The 15,922-nt window shown below is 63.9% G+C and carries 15 protein-coding genes and 1 riboswitch; of the genes, 9 read left to right on the forward strand and 6 right to left on the reverse strand.

What is annotated here, in order from left to right; genetic code table 11:
- Window positions 1–100 precede the first annotated feature (100 nt).
- On the reverse strand, window positions 101–1,303 hold the full coding sequence (locus tag AC1DU8_RS20825) for an ammonium transporter (RefSeq protein ID WP_477689726.1): 1,203 nt from the start codon (window positions 1,301–1,303) through the stop codon (window positions 101–103).
- Window positions 1,304–1,462: 159 nt separating this feature from the next.
- Window positions 1,463–1,665: riboswitch (yybP-ykoY riboswitch) on the forward strand.
- On the opposite strand from AC1DU8_RS20825, the gene AC1DU8_RS20830 reads away from it, so the two are divergent.
- From AC1DU8_RS20830 to otnI, 7 genes are all read left to right on the forward strand, one after another.
- Window positions 1,655–2,212, forward strand: coding sequence for a TMEM165/GDT1 family protein (locus tag AC1DU8_RS20830; RefSeq protein ID WP_477727204.1), 558 nt, complete (start codon window positions 1,655–1,657; stop codon window positions 2,210–2,212). (Overlaps the previous riboswitch by 11 nt.)
- 135 nt (window positions 2,213–2,347) lie before the next feature.
- On the forward strand, window positions 2,348–3,511 hold the full coding sequence (metX, locus tag AC1DU8_RS20835) for a homoserine O-succinyltransferase MetX (RefSeq protein WP_477727205.1): 1,164 nt from the start codon (window positions 2,348–2,350) through the stop codon (window positions 3,509–3,511).
- Window positions 3,508–4,116, forward strand: a complete 609-nt coding sequence (gene metW, locus AC1DU8_RS20840) for a methionine biosynthesis protein MetW (RefSeq protein ID WP_477689728.1) — start codon at window positions 3,508–3,510, stop codon at window positions 4,114–4,116. The genes metX and metW overlap by 4 nt, the downstream gene beginning before the upstream one ends.
- Before the next feature lie 116 nt (window positions 4,117–4,232).
- On the forward strand, window positions 4,233–5,114 hold the full coding sequence (locus AC1DU8_RS20845) for a chromate resistance protein ChrB domain-containing protein (protein WP_477727206.1): 882 nt from the start codon (window positions 4,233–4,235) through the stop codon (window positions 5,112–5,114).
- Complete coding sequence (gene chrA / locus AC1DU8_RS20850) at window positions 5,111–6,502, forward strand: chromate efflux transporter (protein ID WP_457281917.1); 1,392 nt, start codon at window positions 5,111–5,113, stop codon at window positions 6,500–6,502. The genes AC1DU8_RS20845 and chrA overlap by 4 nt, the downstream gene beginning before the upstream one ends.
- A gap of 51 nt (window positions 6,503–6,553) precedes the next feature.
- Complete coding sequence (locus tag AC1DU8_RS20855) at window positions 6,554–8,431, forward strand: SulP family inorganic anion transporter (protein WP_477667054.1); 1,878 nt, start codon at window positions 6,554–6,556, stop codon at window positions 8,429–8,431.
- 5 nt (window positions 8,432–8,436) lie between these two features.
- Window positions 8,437–9,270 (forward strand): 2-oxo-tetronate isomerase, encoded by an 834-nt coding sequence (gene otnI, locus AC1DU8_RS20860; RefSeq protein ID WP_457281919.1) that lies wholly within the window; start codon window positions 8,437–8,439, stop codon window positions 9,268–9,270.
- Window positions 9,271–9,285: 15 nt separating this feature from the next.
- Here the strand turns inward: otnI and alkB are convergent, their stop codons facing one another.
- The 4 genes from alkB to AC1DU8_RS20880 form a co-directional block, all read right to left on the reverse strand.
- Window positions 9,286–9,939 (reverse strand): DNA oxidative demethylase AlkB, encoded by a 654-nt coding sequence (gene alkB, locus AC1DU8_RS20865; RefSeq protein ID WP_457281920.1) that lies wholly within the window; start codon window positions 9,937–9,939, stop codon window positions 9,286–9,288.
- 10 nt (window positions 9,940–9,949) lie between these two features.
- Window positions 9,950–10,693 (reverse strand): 2OG-Fe(II) oxygenase, encoded by a 744-nt coding sequence (locus AC1DU8_RS20870; RefSeq protein WP_477667056.1) that lies wholly within the window; start codon window positions 10,691–10,693, stop codon window positions 9,950–9,952.
- A gap of 100 nt (window positions 10,694–10,793) precedes the next feature.
- Window positions 10,794–11,207: a Cu(I)-responsive transcriptional regulator gene (cueR, locus tag AC1DU8_RS20875; RefSeq protein WP_457281922.1), complete on the reverse strand. Its 414-nt coding sequence runs from the start codon at window positions 11,205–11,207 to the stop codon at window positions 10,794–10,796.
- Window positions 11,200–13,641, reverse strand: coding sequence for a heavy metal translocating P-type ATPase (locus AC1DU8_RS20880; protein ID WP_477727207.1), 2,442 nt, complete (start codon window positions 13,639–13,641; stop codon window positions 11,200–11,202). Before AC1DU8_RS20880 ends, cueR begins: the two co-directional genes overlap by 8 nt.
- A 167-nt stretch (window positions 13,642–13,808) precedes the next feature.
- Here AC1DU8_RS20880 and AC1DU8_RS20885 point away from each other — a divergent pair, with 167 nt between their 5' ends.
- Together AC1DU8_RS20885 and asd are read left to right on the forward strand one after the other, a co-directional pair.
- Window positions 13,809–13,997, forward strand: a complete 189-nt coding sequence (locus AC1DU8_RS20885) for a heavy-metal-associated domain-containing protein (protein ID WP_457281924.1) — start codon at window positions 13,809–13,811, stop codon at window positions 13,995–13,997.
- 74 nt (window positions 13,998–14,071) lie between these two features.
- The gene (gene asd / locus AC1DU8_RS20890; protein ID WP_477667059.1) at window positions 14,072–14,926 is read left to right on the forward strand and encodes an archaetidylserine decarboxylase; all 855 of its coding nucleotides are present in this window, start codon (window positions 14,072–14,074) and stop codon (window positions 14,924–14,926) included.
- Here the strand turns inward: asd and AC1DU8_RS20895 are convergent.
- Window positions 14,923–15,789 (reverse strand): DUF72 domain-containing protein, encoded by an 867-nt coding sequence (locus AC1DU8_RS20895; RefSeq protein ID WP_477727208.1) that lies wholly within the window; start codon window positions 15,787–15,789, stop codon window positions 14,923–14,925. The genes asd and AC1DU8_RS20895 overlap by 4 nt on opposite strands.
- Window positions 15,790–15,922: the final 133 nt, after the last annotated feature.

Below are 15,922 nucleotides of genomic sequence, written 5' to 3' on the forward strand. Positions count from 1 at the left end.
TGGCCCCAGGCGCGATTTTTAAAAGAAACGGCCCCAAGCCCAATAAGGACGGGCGCAAGCAGCTATCAAATAGGTAGCAGAGGCGCCGCCTGCGTCGCCGCTACCAGTTGACTTCGCGGTCGGGCGTGGCGCCAATGCGGTGGACAGACAAGTCAGCGCCTTCAAATTCTTCTTCCTGACTCAGCCTGAGGCCCATCGTGGACTTGAGGACACCATAGACAGCAAAGCCCGCCAGCAGCGCCCAGGCCACGCCCATGGCGCTGCCCAGCAGCTGGGCGCCAAAGCTCACACCGCCCAGCCCCCCCAGGGTCTGGTTGCCGAAGATGCCGGCCGCGATGCCACCCCACAGGCCGCACAAGCCATGCAGCGGCCAGACGCCCAGTACGTCGTCAATCTTCCATTTGTTCTGCGTCAGCGTGAACATCACGACGAACACGCCGCCGGCGACGCCGCCCGTCACCAGCGCGCCCAGCGGATGCATCAGGTCTGAGCCTGCGCATACCGCCACCAGACCGGCCAGCGGCCCGTTGTGCACAAACCCCGGGTCATTCTTGCCAAACACCAGGGCGGCGAGTGTGCCGCCGACCATGGCCATCAGGGAGTTGACGGCGACCAGGCCGGAGATTTTGTCGATGGTCTGTGCGCTCATCACGTTAAAGCCGAACCAGCCCACAGTGAGGATCCAGGCACCCAGGGCCAGAAAAGGAATGTTCGAAGGCGGATGGGCCGACACTGCGCCGTCCTTGCGGTAGCGGTTGCTGCGCGCGCCCAGCAAAATCACCGCCGGCAAGGCCAGCCAGCCGCCCACGGCGTGAACCACGATGGAGCCCGCGAAATCATGAAACTCCGCACCGGTCAGCGATTTGATCCAGGCCTGCACCCCGAAGTGCTGGTTCCAGACGATGCCTTCGAAGAAGGGATAGACGAAACCGACGATGACGGCGGTCGCGATGAGCTGCGGATAAAAGCGCGCCCGCTCGGCGATGCCGCCCGAAATAATCGCCGGAATAGCTGCGGCAAAGGTCAGCAGGAAAAAGAACTTGACCAGCTCATAGCCGTTTTTGGCCGCCAATTGCTCTGCGCCAACGAAAAAATGGGTGCCGTAGGCTACGCCATAGCCCACCATGAAATACACCACGGTGGATACCGAGAAGTCCACCAGGATCTTGACCAGGGCATTGACCTGGTTCTTTTTGCGAACCGTACCCAGTTCCAGAAAGGCAAAACCGGCGTGCATGGCGAGCACCATGATGCCGCCCAGCAGGATGAACAAGGCATCTGAGCCCTGTTTTAGTGCTTCCATAAGTCCCTCCTCAAATGAAATTGCTATTTATTGGTGCGATTTCAGAGAAATTCCCATAATCGCACCAAATACAAGCAAGAAATGCGCCTCAAGTGTGCGAGCGAACAACTCTGCGCACCATTTCAGCCTGAAAGCGCTTGGACGCCCGCCGATATAATGAAAGCTGTCATTGGGGAGTAGCCAGCCTTTCAATCCTGAAAGGGGCTTGCGTCAACAGACTTGTCCTTGGAACCTGTTCTTCTGGACATGGCGCAAGCGGTCTTCGGATCACGCGAGACCTTTGACTGCACAGCCTCCGCTTCAGGCCGGGGATGCCGTGCAGTCATGGGTTTTCGGCCGGAGTTTTTTTGAATGGAAGCTTTCTTCGTCTCAACGGGCATCGTCGCCCTCGCCGAAATGGGCGACAAGACGCAACTCCTCGCGCTTATCCTCGCTGCCCGCTTCAAGAAGCCCTGGCCCATCGTCTCCGGTATCTTTGTCGCGACCCTGGCCAACCACGCATTGGCCGGCGCCGCCGGCGCCTGGGTCACCACACTGATCGGCCCTCAAATGCTGCGCTGGATCCTGGGCGCCTCGTTTCTGGCAATGGCGGCGTGGATGCTGGTGCCCGACAAGCTGGACGCGGACGAGGAGGAAAAGCCGCCGCGCTACGGCGTGTTCTTCACCACCGTGCTGGTCTTCTTCCTGGCGGAAATGGGCGACAAGACACAGATCGCCACCGTGATGCTGGCCGCGCGCTACGACGCCATCGTCAGCGTGGTCGCGGGCACCACCCTGGGCATGATGCTGGCGAACGCGCCGGTGGTCTGGCTCGGTGAGCGCGTCACGCGCCTGGTGCCGCTGCGCGCTGTGCACATTGTGTCGGCGATCATCTTTGCGGGCCTGGGCCTGGCTGCGCTTTTGATGTGACCCCGGCTTGCTATACTGTCCACAGCGCCGATTTGCTCAGCTTGCGGGCGCTTAAAAAGTACAGCTAAAGACGACATCCAAAAACCCGGACTCGCTTTAGCGATGCCGGGTTTTTTGTTTTCAGCAGGTGATTTTTTGACACTTATTGCCACCCCGCTCAGCATGCATTTCGTTGAGGCGCTACCGCTGCAGAGCGGCGCGTCAATACGCGCCTACGACCTGAGCTATGAGACCTACGGCGAGCTCAACGCCGACAAATCCAACGCCGTGCTGATCTGCCACGCGCTCAATGCCTCGCACCATGTGGCGGGCGTGTACCTCGATGCGCAGGGCCAGCCGATAGCCAAATCCGAAGGCTGGTGGGACACCATGATCGGCCCCGGCAAGCCGGTCGACACTGACCGCTTCTTCGTCATTGGCGTCAACAATTTAGGCTCCTGCTTCGGCTCCACCGGGCCCATGCAGCCCAACCCCGACACGCAGGAGCTCTACGGCGCCGACTTCCCCGTCGTCACAGTGCAGGACTGGGTCAGCGCCCAGGCCCGCCTGCTGGACCGCCTGGGCATCCAGACCCTGGCCGCCGTGATGGGCGGCAGCCTGGGCGGCATGCAGGCACTGGCCTGGACGCTGCAATACCCCGACCGCGTGCGCCACGCCGTGGTGGTGGCCAGCGCGCCCAACCTCACCGCCGAGAACATCGCCTTCAACGAAGTCGCCCGCCGCGCCATCGTGACCGATCCCGATTTTCACGGCGGCCATTTCTACCGTCACGGCGTGCTGCCCAAACGCGGCTTGCGCATCGCCCGCATGATCGGCCACATCACTTACCTGAGCGACGACGTGATGAACGAGAAGTTCGGCCGTCAGTTACGGCAAGCGGTAGCCGAGACGGTGAATGCCGATGCCCCCTATAAATACACGACGCAAGACATCGAGTTCGAAATCGAAAGCTACCTGCGCTACCAGGGCGACAAATTCAGCGAGTACTTTGACGCCAACACCTATTTGCTGATTACCCGCGCGCTCGACTACTTCGACCCAGCCCGGGTGTATGGCGGCAACCTCACCCAGGCGCTGGCCCATGTGACGGCCAAGTTCCTGCTCGTGAGTTTCACCACCGACTGGCGCTTTTCCCCCGCGCGCAGCCGCGAAATCGTTAAGGCGCTGCTCGACAACCAGCGCGACGTGAGCTACGCAGAAATCGACGCGCCGCACGGCCATGATGCTTTTTTGCTGGAGGATGATCGCTACCTGGGCGTGGTGCGCTCCTATTTTCAGAGCAAGGTGGCCGCTGTATGAACCTGCCTGTCGAACTCAATGTTCAGCCCTCGGCTGATTTGCTGTCCATCGCGCGGCTGGTGCCGCACGGCTCCCGTGTGCTTGACCTGGGCTGCGGCACCGGCGAGCTGCTGGACTACCTGATCCGTGAACGCGGCTGCTCGGGCTACGGCGTCGAGATCAACGACGCCAACGTCCAGGCCTGCGTGGCGCGCGGCGTCAACGTGATCCAGCTCAACCTGGAAGCGGGCCTGGCGCTGTTTGGCGACCGCTCGTTTGACGTGGTGCTGCAGATCGACACGCTGCAACACCTGCACAACGCCGAAACCATGCTGCGTGAAACCGCGCGTGTAGGCCGCGCCGGCATCGTCGTGTTTCCCAACTTCGGCCACTGGCCCAACCGCCTGGCTGTTGCGCGCGGCCGCATGCCGGTAACGAAGGTGTTGCCTTACCAGTGGTATGACACGCCCAACATCCGTGTCGGCACGCTGCAGGATTTTGAAGCGCTTGCGCTGCAAAACCAGTTGCAGATCCTGGATTCCTTCGGCTTGCAGGATGGCCGCGAAGTCCGCTTTTGGCCGAATGCCCGTGCCAGCCGGGCGGTTTTCAAGTTCCAGCGGAGTTAGGATTGGCGCAAGGACGCGCTCTGGTGTTAGTATTCGCGCATCGGGATTTCAGCCTCCCGAATCTTCACAGATAGACGGTGTCCCGTCCAAGCGCTGGCAACTCATTGGAGTACTCCGTGGACACCTCTACCCTTTCCGTTCCCTCCATTTCCCCCCAGGAACTCGCCGCCCGCATGGGCCGTGCCGATGCACCTTTGCTGCTCGATGTGAGGCGCAAAGGAAAATTCCTTGAAAGCTCCCGTCTAATTGCAGGTGCCCAGCGCTGCGCACCGGAAAATGTGGCGGCCTTTGCCGCGTCACAGCCACCGCGCGAAGTCGTTGTGTATTGCGTCTATGGACACAACGTCAGCGCGGATGCTGTCGCCGAGCTGCGCGCCGCGGGCTGGAATGCTTACGCGCTGGCCGGCGGTATCGAAGGTGGTGAAGACGGCGTTGATACGCCGCAAGACATCGCCCAATGGCGCGCGCAGCGCCCCGCCACCGTCTTCAAGCGGCCCGAATGGGGCGTCACCGGCGAGCAGCCCTCGCGCTGGATCACGCGTGAGCGGCCCAAAATCGACCGCATCGCCTGCCCTTGGCTGGTACGGCGCTTCATCGATGAGCGCGCGGAATTCTTCTACGTGCCGACTCTGCAGGTGCTGAGTGAAGCAAAACGGCTGGGTGCCGTGGCCTACGACATTCCTGGCGCGCCGGTCTCGCATGAAGGCGAGCTGTGCAGCTTTGACACTCTGATGCGGGCCTTTGGATTGACAGATCCCGCGCTGGCCACCCTGGCGCGCATCGTGCGTGGCGCCGATACAGACCGCCTCGAACTCGCGCCGCAATCGGCCGGCCTGCTGGCGTTCTCGTTGGGCCTGTCGCGCCTGCACGCGGACGACGACCACGCCATGCTGGAGGCTGCCATGCCGCTATACGACGCGCTCTACGCATGGTGCCGCAGTGCGCAAGGCGAGCCGCACAACTGGAAACCAGAAGCCATGACCGGAGCCGCCAAGTGACCACCGCCTTGCCCTCTTCCCTCCCTTTGCCCCATGAACGGCCGTCGGCCGTGTCTTTTGCCGACGCGCTCAAGTTCTGGCTCAAGCTCGGCTTCATCAGCTTTGGCGGGCCCGCCGGGCAGATTGCCATCATGCATCGCGAACTGGTCGAGCAAAGACGCTGGATCAGCGAGCGGCGCTTTCTGCATGCGCTGAACTACTGCATGCTGCTGCCCGGCCCCGAGGCACAGCAGCTGGCCACCTACATCGGCTGGCTCATGCACCGCACTTGGGGCGGCATCGTGGCAGGCGCGCTGTTTGTGCTGCCTTCACTGTTTATCCTGATCGCGCTCAGCTGGGTTTATGTGGCCTTTGGTGATGTGCCGCTGGTCGCCGGCCTGTTTTACGGCATCAAGCCGGCGGTCGCCGCCATTGTGCTGCAGGCGGTGCATCGCATCGGCTCACGCTCATTAAGAAAACCGGCCCAGGCCCCCGTTCTATGGGCGATAGCAGCTATCAGTTTTATAGCAATCTATGCGTTGAACCTGCCGTTTCCGCTGATCGTACTTGGCGCGGCGGTGGTGGGGTGGCTGGGGGCCCGCTTCTCGCCGGCACAGTTTTCCGGTGGCGCGGGGCATGGCGAGGCCAGGCTTGGATATGGGCCGGCGCTGATCGACGACGACACGCCGACACCGGAGCACGCCCGCTTCAAGCCTTCGCGCCTGGCCGCCGTACTGGGCGTGGGCGCGGTGTTGTGGCTATTGCCCATAGGGGCATTGATGGCGACACGGGGCTGGGATGCCACGCTGACGCAGATGGGCTGGTTCTTCACCAAGGCTGCGCTGCTCACCTTCGGCGGCGCTTATGCGGTCCTGCCCTATGTCTACCAGGGAGCGGTGGAGCAGTTCCACTGGCTGACCGGCCCGCAGATGATCGACGGGCTTGCGCTGGGTGAAACCACGCCCGGCCCGCTGATCATGGTGGTGGCCTTCGTCGGCTTTATGGGCGGCTGGGCCAAGCAGGTGTTGGGCCCGGACATGCTGTTTCTGGGCGCGGCGCTGGCAGCCAGCGTGGTGACCTGGTTCACCTTCCTGCCCTCCTTTCTGTTCATTCTGGCAGGTGGGCCGCTGGTGGAGTCCACGCACGGCAAGCTGCATTTCACTGCGCCGCTCACGGCCATCACGGCCGCGGTGGTCGGCGTGATCGCCAGCCTGGCGCTGTTTTTCCTGGCGCACATTGCCCTGCGCGCGAACACCGGTGGCCCCTGGCTGGCCCGGGTGGACTTTTATGCGCTGGCCATTACTTTGGGTGCCGCCGTGGCGCTGCTGCGCTACAAGCGCGGCGTGATTCAGGTGATTGCGGCGTCGGCGCTCGCCGGCCTGCTGCTGCGCTTGTCCGGCCTGGCCTGATCGCGGCGCTGGATGACCGGGGGCTGGGCGCGGTATGCTCAGGCCCTCGTGATGGAACCCTCAGCCCCCAGCGCATCCCGGCCGTCGATCCCGCTCCTGGAACGCCTTTTTGGCGACTGGGTGCGCGAGGTGTCGCCTGCTACTGTGCGGGCCGATGCGATGGCGGGTCTCTTGGGCGCAGTGCTGGTGCTGCCGCAAGGCATTGCCTTCGCAACGCTGGCTGGCCTGCCGCCGGCCTACGGCCTTTACACCGCTGTGATTCCCTGCATCATCGCCGCGCTTTTCGGTTCCAGCCGGCATGTCATGTCGGGGCCCACCAACGCCAACTCGCTGGCGCTGTTCGCCATGCTCTCGCCGCTGGCCATGGCCTTTAGCCCGCTCTACATTCAGCTGGCGCTGGCCGTCACCGTGATGGTGGGCGTCATGCAGTGGCTGATTGGCGCGTTGCGCCTGGGTGTGCTGGCCAACTTCATTTCACCGGCGGTGCTGTTTGGTTTTACTTCGGGCGCGGCGCTGCTGATCGCCGTGCATGCGTTGCCCGACCTGCTGGGCCTGCCGGCCGCGCCTGAGCACAGCGCGGCCGCGGTTCTTGGACATGTTCTCACGCAGATCACTTCCGCCCAGCCCATGGCGCTGGGTGTTGCGGCCATCACCCTGGGCGTCGCGCTGCTGCTGCGCCACCTGCGCCGCAACTGGCCGTACATGTTGATCGGATTGGCGGTGGCCACTGCGCTGGCCTGGGTGTGGAGCGGCCTTCTTCATCCCGGTGCCGCACCCTCCGCCTCGTTGCGTACTGTGGGCCAGATCCCCATACCCTGGCCGAGGTTCGAAGTGCCGCGCATCAGCTGGGCGCAGGCCGCCGACCTTATCGGCCTGGCGTTTGCGCTAACCATCGTCGCGCTGGGCCAGGCGATCTCGATCGCCAAGACGGTGGCGCTGCGCTCGGGCCAACGCATAGACGCCAACCGCGAGTTCCGCGGCCAGGGCCTGTCCAACATCGTTGGCGGGTTTTTCTCAAGCTACGTTTCCTGCGGCTCGATGAACCGCTCCATGCCCAACCTGGAGGCCGGTGCGCGCACGCCGCTGGCCTCGGTGTTTTCGGCTTTGTTGCTGCTGGCGCTGGTGGCGGTGAGCGCGCCGCTACTCGCGCAAATCCCCATGGCCGCGCTGGCGGCGCTGCTGGTGCTGGTGGCGTTCGCGCTGCTGGACTTCGCGCGCTGGCGCCAGCTGTTCACCTTGAGCCGCAGCGACTTCGGTGTGGCGCTGGCCACCATGGTGGCCACCGTCACGATACGGCTGGAGATCGCGATCTTGCTGGGCATGATTTTGTCGCTGATGTCTTTTCTCTACCGCACGTCAAAGCCCGCCATGCGCACCATGGGCTTTGACAGCCGCGGCCTGGACCGGCAGTTCGTGGTCGTTGACAACAGCGTTGACGCAGGGGTTGACGTCGTTCCCGCGCAGAAGGCCGACGCGTCGGTGGAAGCGACGCCCCAGGCCTTGCCAGAATGCCCGCAGCTCAAATTGCTGCGCATGGAAGGCGAGGTCTATTTCGGCGCGACCCAGCACGTGGCCGACATCCTGCACGCATTGCGCACCCAGTCCCAGCCGCAAAAACACCTGCTGGTCATGGGCAAGAGCATGAACTTCATTGACCTGGCTGGGGCCGAGCTCTGGGAGGCTGAACTCGCCGCACGCCGCGCCATGGGCGGCGATCTGTACTTTCACCGGCCGCGGCCCGAGGTGATCCGCATGTGGCGCAAGACCGGCTTTACCAGCGTGCTCGGGCCAGAGCACCAGTTCCCCGACAAGTTCACCGCCATCGCCACCATCTTCAACAAGCTGGATCCGGAGATTTGCCGCCACTGCACCGCGCGGATATTCTGGGAATGCCAGTCCGCGCCTGGCCCCGACACACCTAGCCCCTGAAACCCATGCCCCAATTTGCCGCCAACCTCAGCTGGATGTACACCGAGCTACCCATGGCCGAACGCTTTGCCGCCGCTGCGCGTGACGGCTTCACGGCTGTGGAGATCCTCTCGCCGTATGCATGGGAACCAGCGGCGCTCAAAGCCATCCTGCAGCAGCACGGCCAGCAGCTGGTGCTGTTCAACGCTCCGCCCGGCGGCGTGGATGTGGCCAGTATTGAAAAGGCCTGGGCCTCCTCGCAAAAAGGCACGGCCTGCCTGCCGGGCCATGAGACCGAGTTCCGCGCCGGCATCGCCATTGCGCTCGACTATGCGCAAGCGCTGGGCTGCCCGCGCATCCACGTGATGGCGGGTGTGTTGCCGGAGGGGATGGAGCGGGAAGCAGTGCAGCCCACCTATGTGAACAACCTGCGTGAGGCCGCCACGCTGGCGGCCAAGGTGAGTGTGGATCTTCTGATCGAACCCATCAACACGCGTGACATTCCGCGTTTCTTTCTGAACCGGCAAGACCACGCGCATGAAATCATCCGTGAAGTGGGCGCGCTCAACGTCAAGGTGCAGATGGACCTCTACCACTGCCAGGTTGTTGAAGGCGACCTGGCCATGAAGCTGCGCAAATACTTGCCCACGGGCCATGTGGGCCATCTGCAGATCGCCGGTGCGCCTGGCCGCAATGAGCCGGATGTTGGCGAGATCAACTATCCCTATCTGTTTGCGTTGCTGGATGAGCTGGGCTACAGCGGCTGGGTGGGGTGCGAGTACAAACCGCTGCGCGGCGCAGAAGCCGGTGCTACGCCGGCCGGTCTGGGTTGGTTGAAAAAATTTCGCGAACGCGCCTGAGCGCGTTCGGCCTGTTCAGCGCGCGCAGCGAAACGTCAGATTGATGCGCTGCCGGCCCAGGCGCGCATGCTCACCCTCGGCCAGCGGCGCCACGCCGTGATAGGCCAGCCGCGATGGGCCGCCCCACACCGCGACGTCGCCATGCACCAGGCGGTATCGCGCGGGGCGACCGCTGCGGTTCAAGCCGCCGAACAGGAACACGGCAGGCAGGCCCAGCGACACCGACACAATCGGTGCGTCCATGTTGCCTTCGTCTTTGTCCTGGTGCAGCGACAGCCGCGCGCCGGGTTCATAGCGATTGATCAGGCAGGCGTCCGGGCGGAAGTGGTCAAAGCCCGCTTCCGCTGCGGCGCGCAGAGCGAGTTCGGAGAAGCTGCCTGGCATCGTAGGCCAGGGCTTGCCAGAGAGCGGGTCTTTGGTGTCGTAGCGGTAACCGCTGCGGTCGGACACCCAACCCAGCGCGCCGCAGTTGCTCATCGCGACCGACATGGTGTAGCCGCCCGGTGTGACCAGATGGCGCAGTGGCGCGGCCGCGACCACGTCTTCCACGGCTTGTAGCAAGGCTTCATCCACCTCGCGGGCAAAGCCGCGCAGCAACACGGCGCCCGGCGCGATCAGCTCGGGCACCGCATAAGGTGTCGGCACTTCATCGAAAAGCCCCAAGGTCAAATCATTTCCTTTACTGCGCGTCATGAAAAATAATGCCCAGCGTATGCCGGTGCCCGCTGCGCACCGTGCTCACGCCGTGCCGCATATTGACCCGGTAAAACCCCCGGCTGCCTTGTACCGGGCGATGGTGCACGGCAAACACAACGGCATCGCCTTGCCGCAGCGGCACCACCTCGGGCCGCGACTGCATGCGCGGGCGTTGCTCGGTCAGCACAAATTCGCCGCCCGTGAAATCTTCGCCCGGGCGCGACAGCAGCACCGCGACCTGGATCGGGAACACGTGCTCGCCATACAGGTCCTGGTGCAGGCAGTTGTAGTCGCCGGGGCCATATTGCAAGAGCAGCGGCGTAGGCCGCTCCTGGCCGGCTTTGTGGCAGCGCGCGAGGAAGTCAGCATGGGCAACCGGGTAACGTACATCGACTCCCATGGCCTGGTTCCAGGCGTTGGCTACGCCGACCAACTGCGGGTAAAGCATGGTGCGCAGCCGCGCCACGATGTCCGGCAGCGGGTAATTGAAGTACTGATATTCGCCCTGGCCAAAGCCGTGGCGCTGCATCACCACGCGACTGCGGAAATGGCATGCATCGGCATACAGCCCGGCCACGGTTTTGCATTCCTGCGCGCTCAGCAGCTGTGGCAGCACAGCGCTGCCGTGGCGGTTCAGTGTGGCTGTGATGTGCGCCCAGTCATCCGGGCCAGCGCCGGCTTCAGTTGGGTCGGGCAACAGGATAGGTGTTTCAGAAACAAGTGGCATGCTGCAATTCGTCAGGGCGATGGAGCGTCCATCAACAGCTCAGGATAAATCCGACGGCTCGCTGACGCTCGCCAGAACCGGACATTTCATTCAGCCGCGATCAAGCCGCCAACTCGGTCAGGATAGGGCAGTCGGGCCGGCTGTTGCCCTGGCAACAATGCGCCAGGTGCCCCAGGGTCTGCTTCATCGCCTCCATCTCCGCGATGCGGCGCTCCAGATCGGCCACATGGGCCAGTGCGATGCGTTTGACGTCCGCGCTGGCGCGGCGCTTGTTCTGCCACAGCTTGAGCAGCTCGGTGATCTCGGCCATGCTGAAGCCCAAGGTACGGGCGCGGCGTATGAAGCGCAGCGTGTGCACTTCCTTTTCGCCGTATTGGCGGTAGCCCGCGTCGGTGCGGTGCACCGTGGGCAGCAGGCCCAGCGACTCGTAGTGGCGAATCATCTTGGCGGACACGCCCGAGTGCGCAGCGGCCTGGCCGATGTTGAGCGGGCCTGTATCAATGGTGTCAGTCATGGGTGCTTCCTTTCCAGCGGCGCAACAGCAAGGCGTTCATCACCACGCTGGCGCTGCTCAGCGCCATGGCGGCGCCGGCGATGACGGGGCTGAGCAGCCCCAGTGCAGCCAGCGGGATGCCGACCACGTTGTAGATAAAGGCCCAGAACAGGTTCTGGCGGATCTTGGCGTAGGTGCGGCGCGAAATATCGATGGCGTCCGCCACCAGAGCCGGGTTGCCGCGCATCAGCGTAATGCCGGCTGCGTGCATGGCCACGTCGGTACCAGTGGACATCGCGATGCCCACATCGGCCGCGGCGAGGGCCGGCGCATCGTTGATGCCGTCGCCCACCATGGCCACACGCCCGCCTTGCGCTTGCACGCCAGCCTTGAGCTGGCCGATGATGGCGGCTTTGTCTTGCGGCAACACCTGGCTATGTACAAGGTCTATTCCGAGTTGCTGCGCCGCGGCTTCGGCGCTGCCGGGGTTGTCGCCGGTCACCAAAGCAGTTTGAATGCCCAATGCGTGGAGGCGGGCAATCGCCGGCGCCGCGCTGCTTTTGAGCGTGTCGCCAAACGCCATCAGCCCGAGAAGCCGCGGTGTTCCGGTGACTTCGGCCAGCCATGACACCGTGCGGCCTTCGGCTTCGAGTTCTTTTGCGCGAGCGTTCAGTGCGGCGAGGTTGTTCAAGTCCAGACCCAGCTCCTGCATGAAGCGCGGGCTTCCGAGTCGCAGTTCGCGGCCTGCCACCACGGCGGCCATGCCGCGGCCGGCGACAGCGCGCAACTCTGTCGCCGCGGGAATCTCAAGCTGCTGCTCCGCCGCGCGCCGTGTGACCGCGCGGGCGAGCGGGTGTTCGCTGCCCGACTGGATGGCGGCCGACCAGGCCAGCAGCTCATCGGCAGCGATGGCGCTGGGCTCCAGCGCCACCAGTTCGGGCTTACCCTCGGTCAGCGTGCCGGTTTTGTCAAAAGCCACTACCTTGACGCTGTGCGCCACTTCCAGCGCCTCCGCGTCCTTGATCAGGATGCCCTGGCGTGCGGCGGCGCCGGTGCCCACCATGATGGCGGTAGGCGTGGCCAGACCGAGTGCGCAGGGGCAGGCAATCACCAGCACAGCGACCGCATTGAGGATGGCCGCCTCCCAGTCGTGCGTGGCCAGGCCCCAGCCCAGCAACGTCACCAGGGCAATGGTGATCACCACTGGCACAAACACCGCGCTGACCTGATCCACCAGCCGCTGTATCGGTGCTTTTTTGGCTTGGGCCGATTCGACCATGCGCACGATGCGGGCCAGCGTGGACTCCGCGCCTATGGCCGTGGTGCGCACCACGATCAGGCCTTCGGCATTGACCGCGCCGCCAGTCACGTGGTCGCCCGCATGCTTGGCAACAGGCAGGCTTTCGCCGGTGATCAGCGATTCGTCCACCTGCGTGGAGCCCTCGACGATCTCGCCGTCGACCGCGATGCGTTCGCCAGGGCGCACCACCACCAGGTCGCCGAGCTGTATGTCTTGCAAGGCTACGTCTTCGTCCCTTCCATCGCGCCGACGGCGCGCGGTGCCGGGGCGCAGCGCCTGCAACGCGCGGATGGCGGCGGTCGTCTGGTGTTTGGCGCGCGCTTCCATCCATTTGCCCAACAACACCAGTGTGATGACGACTGCCGAGGCTTCAAAATACAGGTGAGCCATGCCATGGCCGCCATGCCGCAGCAATTGATAGATGCTCAGGCCGTAGGCGGCTGAGGTGCCCAACGCGACCAGCAAATCCATGTTGCCGGTGCGGGCGCGCAAGGCGCTCCAGCCGGCGCGGTAAAAGCGTGCGCCCAGCCAGAACTGCACCGGCGTGGCCAGCAGCCATTGCCACCAGCCGCCCAGCATCCAGTCCTTGCCGAACAGCGTCCCGACCATGGGCAGCGCCAGCGGCGCAGACAGGACAGCCGCCAGCACGATGGGCCACCAGGCGGCGGCGGGTTTGTCCACGGGAGTGCCGGAAGCGGGGATTTCACGCGCGTGGTAGCCCGCTTTGGCCACTGCCGCCATCAGCGCAGGCAATAAGGCGCCGTCGCCGGCCACGCTGACTTCCGCGGTTTCAATGGCCAGGTTGACACTGGCCGACAGCACCCCGGGTACCTGCTTGAGCGCCTTCTCGACGCGCGACACGCAGGAGGCGCAGGTCATGCCGTCTATTTTGAGCCGCAAGGATTGTTCGGCCACGCTATAGCCGGCTTTGGCGACGGCGGTCTTCAGGGCGTCCATGCCGACACCGGCGCGCACCTTGACGCTGGCCTGTTCGGTCGCGAAATTGACGCTCACGTCCTCAACGCCCGGGACGTTGGCCAGCGAACGTTCCACACGCGCCACGCAGGACGCGCAGCTCATGCCCTGGACGGGAAACTGCCACTCGGTCAGCGCCGGCATGACGGGAGATGTTTTTAACGTGGATGGGGTGTTCATGCCTGTAGTCTCAACCTTACCACCATGGGAGGGTCAAGCGCCTTGGTGTAATAGCCCTGAATCGAGGCAGGACTTGCCGGGCTACGCTTGACCCTGCCCCCATGGGAAGGTTCAGACTTCTGGGTAATCCCTGTACCAATCTCTCAGACAGCTTCCAAGGAGTCTTTATGGAATTTAATATCCCCGCCATGAGCTGCGGCCACTGCGTTGGTGCCGTCACCCAGGCCATCAAATCGCTGGATGCAGCGGCGCAGGTCAGTGTGGACTTGCCCGGCAAAAAGGTTGTGGTGCAATCTTCGCAAGGCCGGCAAGCCGTGGCGGCTGCGCTGGCCGAGGCGGGTTATCCCGCACAGTAGCACGCCGATATCCGGCGGAAAAGACGTTTCGGCGTCGATAGAATGGCCCTTCCTCCCTCCATTCAAGCCGCCTAGTGTCCGACCGATTCGCCGTCCTCCCCCAATACCTGTTTCCCAAGCAGGCGCTGACCAACTTTGCCGGTTTTGTAGCTTCGCGCGAGCGTGGCTGGGTCACCACCGAAATCATCCGCCGCTTTGTCGCCAAGTACCAGGTCAACATGGACGAGGCGCTCAACTCCGACATTGCGAGCTATCTCACCTTCAACGACTTCTTCACGCGTGCGCTCAAGCCCGGCGCGCGGCCGCTGGCCAATGCCGAGCTGATTTCGCCGGTGGACGGTGCGATCAGCCAGTTCGGTGCGATCGAGAAGGACCAGATCTTTCAGGCCAAGGGGCACAGTTATTCGACCACTGCGTTGGTGGGCGGGGATGCGGCGCTGGCGGCGCATTACCAGGACGGCCATTTCGCTACGCTCTATCTGAGCCCCCGGGACTACCACCGCATCCACATGCCTGCAGGCGGTCGGCTGACGCGCATGATTTATGTGCCGGGCGACCTGTTTTCCGTCAATCCCGTTACCGCACGCGGCGTGCCGGGGCTGTTCGCGCGCAATGAGCGCGTGGTCTGCGTTTTCGAATCGGCGCGCGGGCCCTTTGTGCTGGTGCTGGTCGGCGCGACCATCGTTGGCAGCATGGCCACGGTGTGGCACGGCGTGGTGAACCCGCCGCGCGGCAAGGTGGTGCGGCAATGGGATTACCCCGACGAGCCAGCCTCCGCCATTCGCCTCAAGCAGGGCGAGGAAATGGGCCGCTTCCTGCTGGGCTCCACAGTCGTCATGCTGTTTCCCAAAGGGCCGCTGCAGTTCAATGCCGAGTGGGCGCCCGGCCGCGAAATACGGCTCGGCGAAGCCATGGCGGTCTATGGTTAGGCAGAAGGCGTGAAGCCCAGGCGGTTTAAAAGTGCCATGGCCGCCGCCGGCGCCCTTTCCTTGGCACCGTTGATGAAATACACAAACACGTCGCGCGCCTTGCCCTGTGCCGGGGCTTCTTCCAGCGTCGGCAGGTCGGCCGGCGCGGAGCCGTCAGCCCATTGCCGCGCGCGCTCAGCCCAGGCGTTCAGCGCGCTTTCCTCGTAGCCGGTCTCCAGCCCTGCTTCGCTCATCATGAGGCGGGCATAGGCGAAGTCACCCGTGAGGTCGGCGAAAGACGGAAATTTGTCAGAGTCGGTAAATACAGTGGCGACCTTGTAACGGCGCGCCAAGGCCAGGTAATCGGGCGACATAAAGCTCTCGTGGCGAACGTCGACGACATGGCGCAGCGCCCGGCCGTCCACCTGTTTGGGCAGCAGCGACAGAAACGCCTCGAAATCCCCTGCTTCAAACACCTTGCCGGGCATGAATTGCCAGACGACGGGGCCCAGCTTGTCGCCCAGCTCGCTGATGCCGCTTTCAGTGAAGCGCCGGATGGACTCGCCTGCCTCGGCCAGCACCCGGCGGTGGGTCGCGTAGCGCGAGGCCTTGAGGGAAAACATGAAGTTGTCCGGCGTCTCGTCGTGCCATTTCCTGAAGCTGGCCGGCTTGAGTGTGCCGTAGTAGGTGCCGTTGACCTCGATGGCGCTCAGCCGGCGGCTTGCGTATTCGAGTTCGCGGCTGTGCGCCAGGCCGGCTGGGAAAAAGTTGTCGCGCCAGGGCTCAAAGGTCCAGCCGCCCACGCCAGCGCGGATGCGGGAATCGGCTGCCGTGGAAGGCGTGGCGGCGGAAGATGGCGCGTGTGCGCGGCTTGCTGGTGTCATGGCGGCTCCGTGGCGTACTTGTCTGCTTTCTCGTCCAATTAGAGGAGTTATCTTTGCCCACGCCGCCTGCGAGGCGCTGTAGGTTGAGTTCTCCAATTGCGGGTCTTCCCTTGGCCGGTGGCACGGTCTGTGT

Source organism: Polaromonas sp. P3_A5 (genome assembly GCF_056403055.1).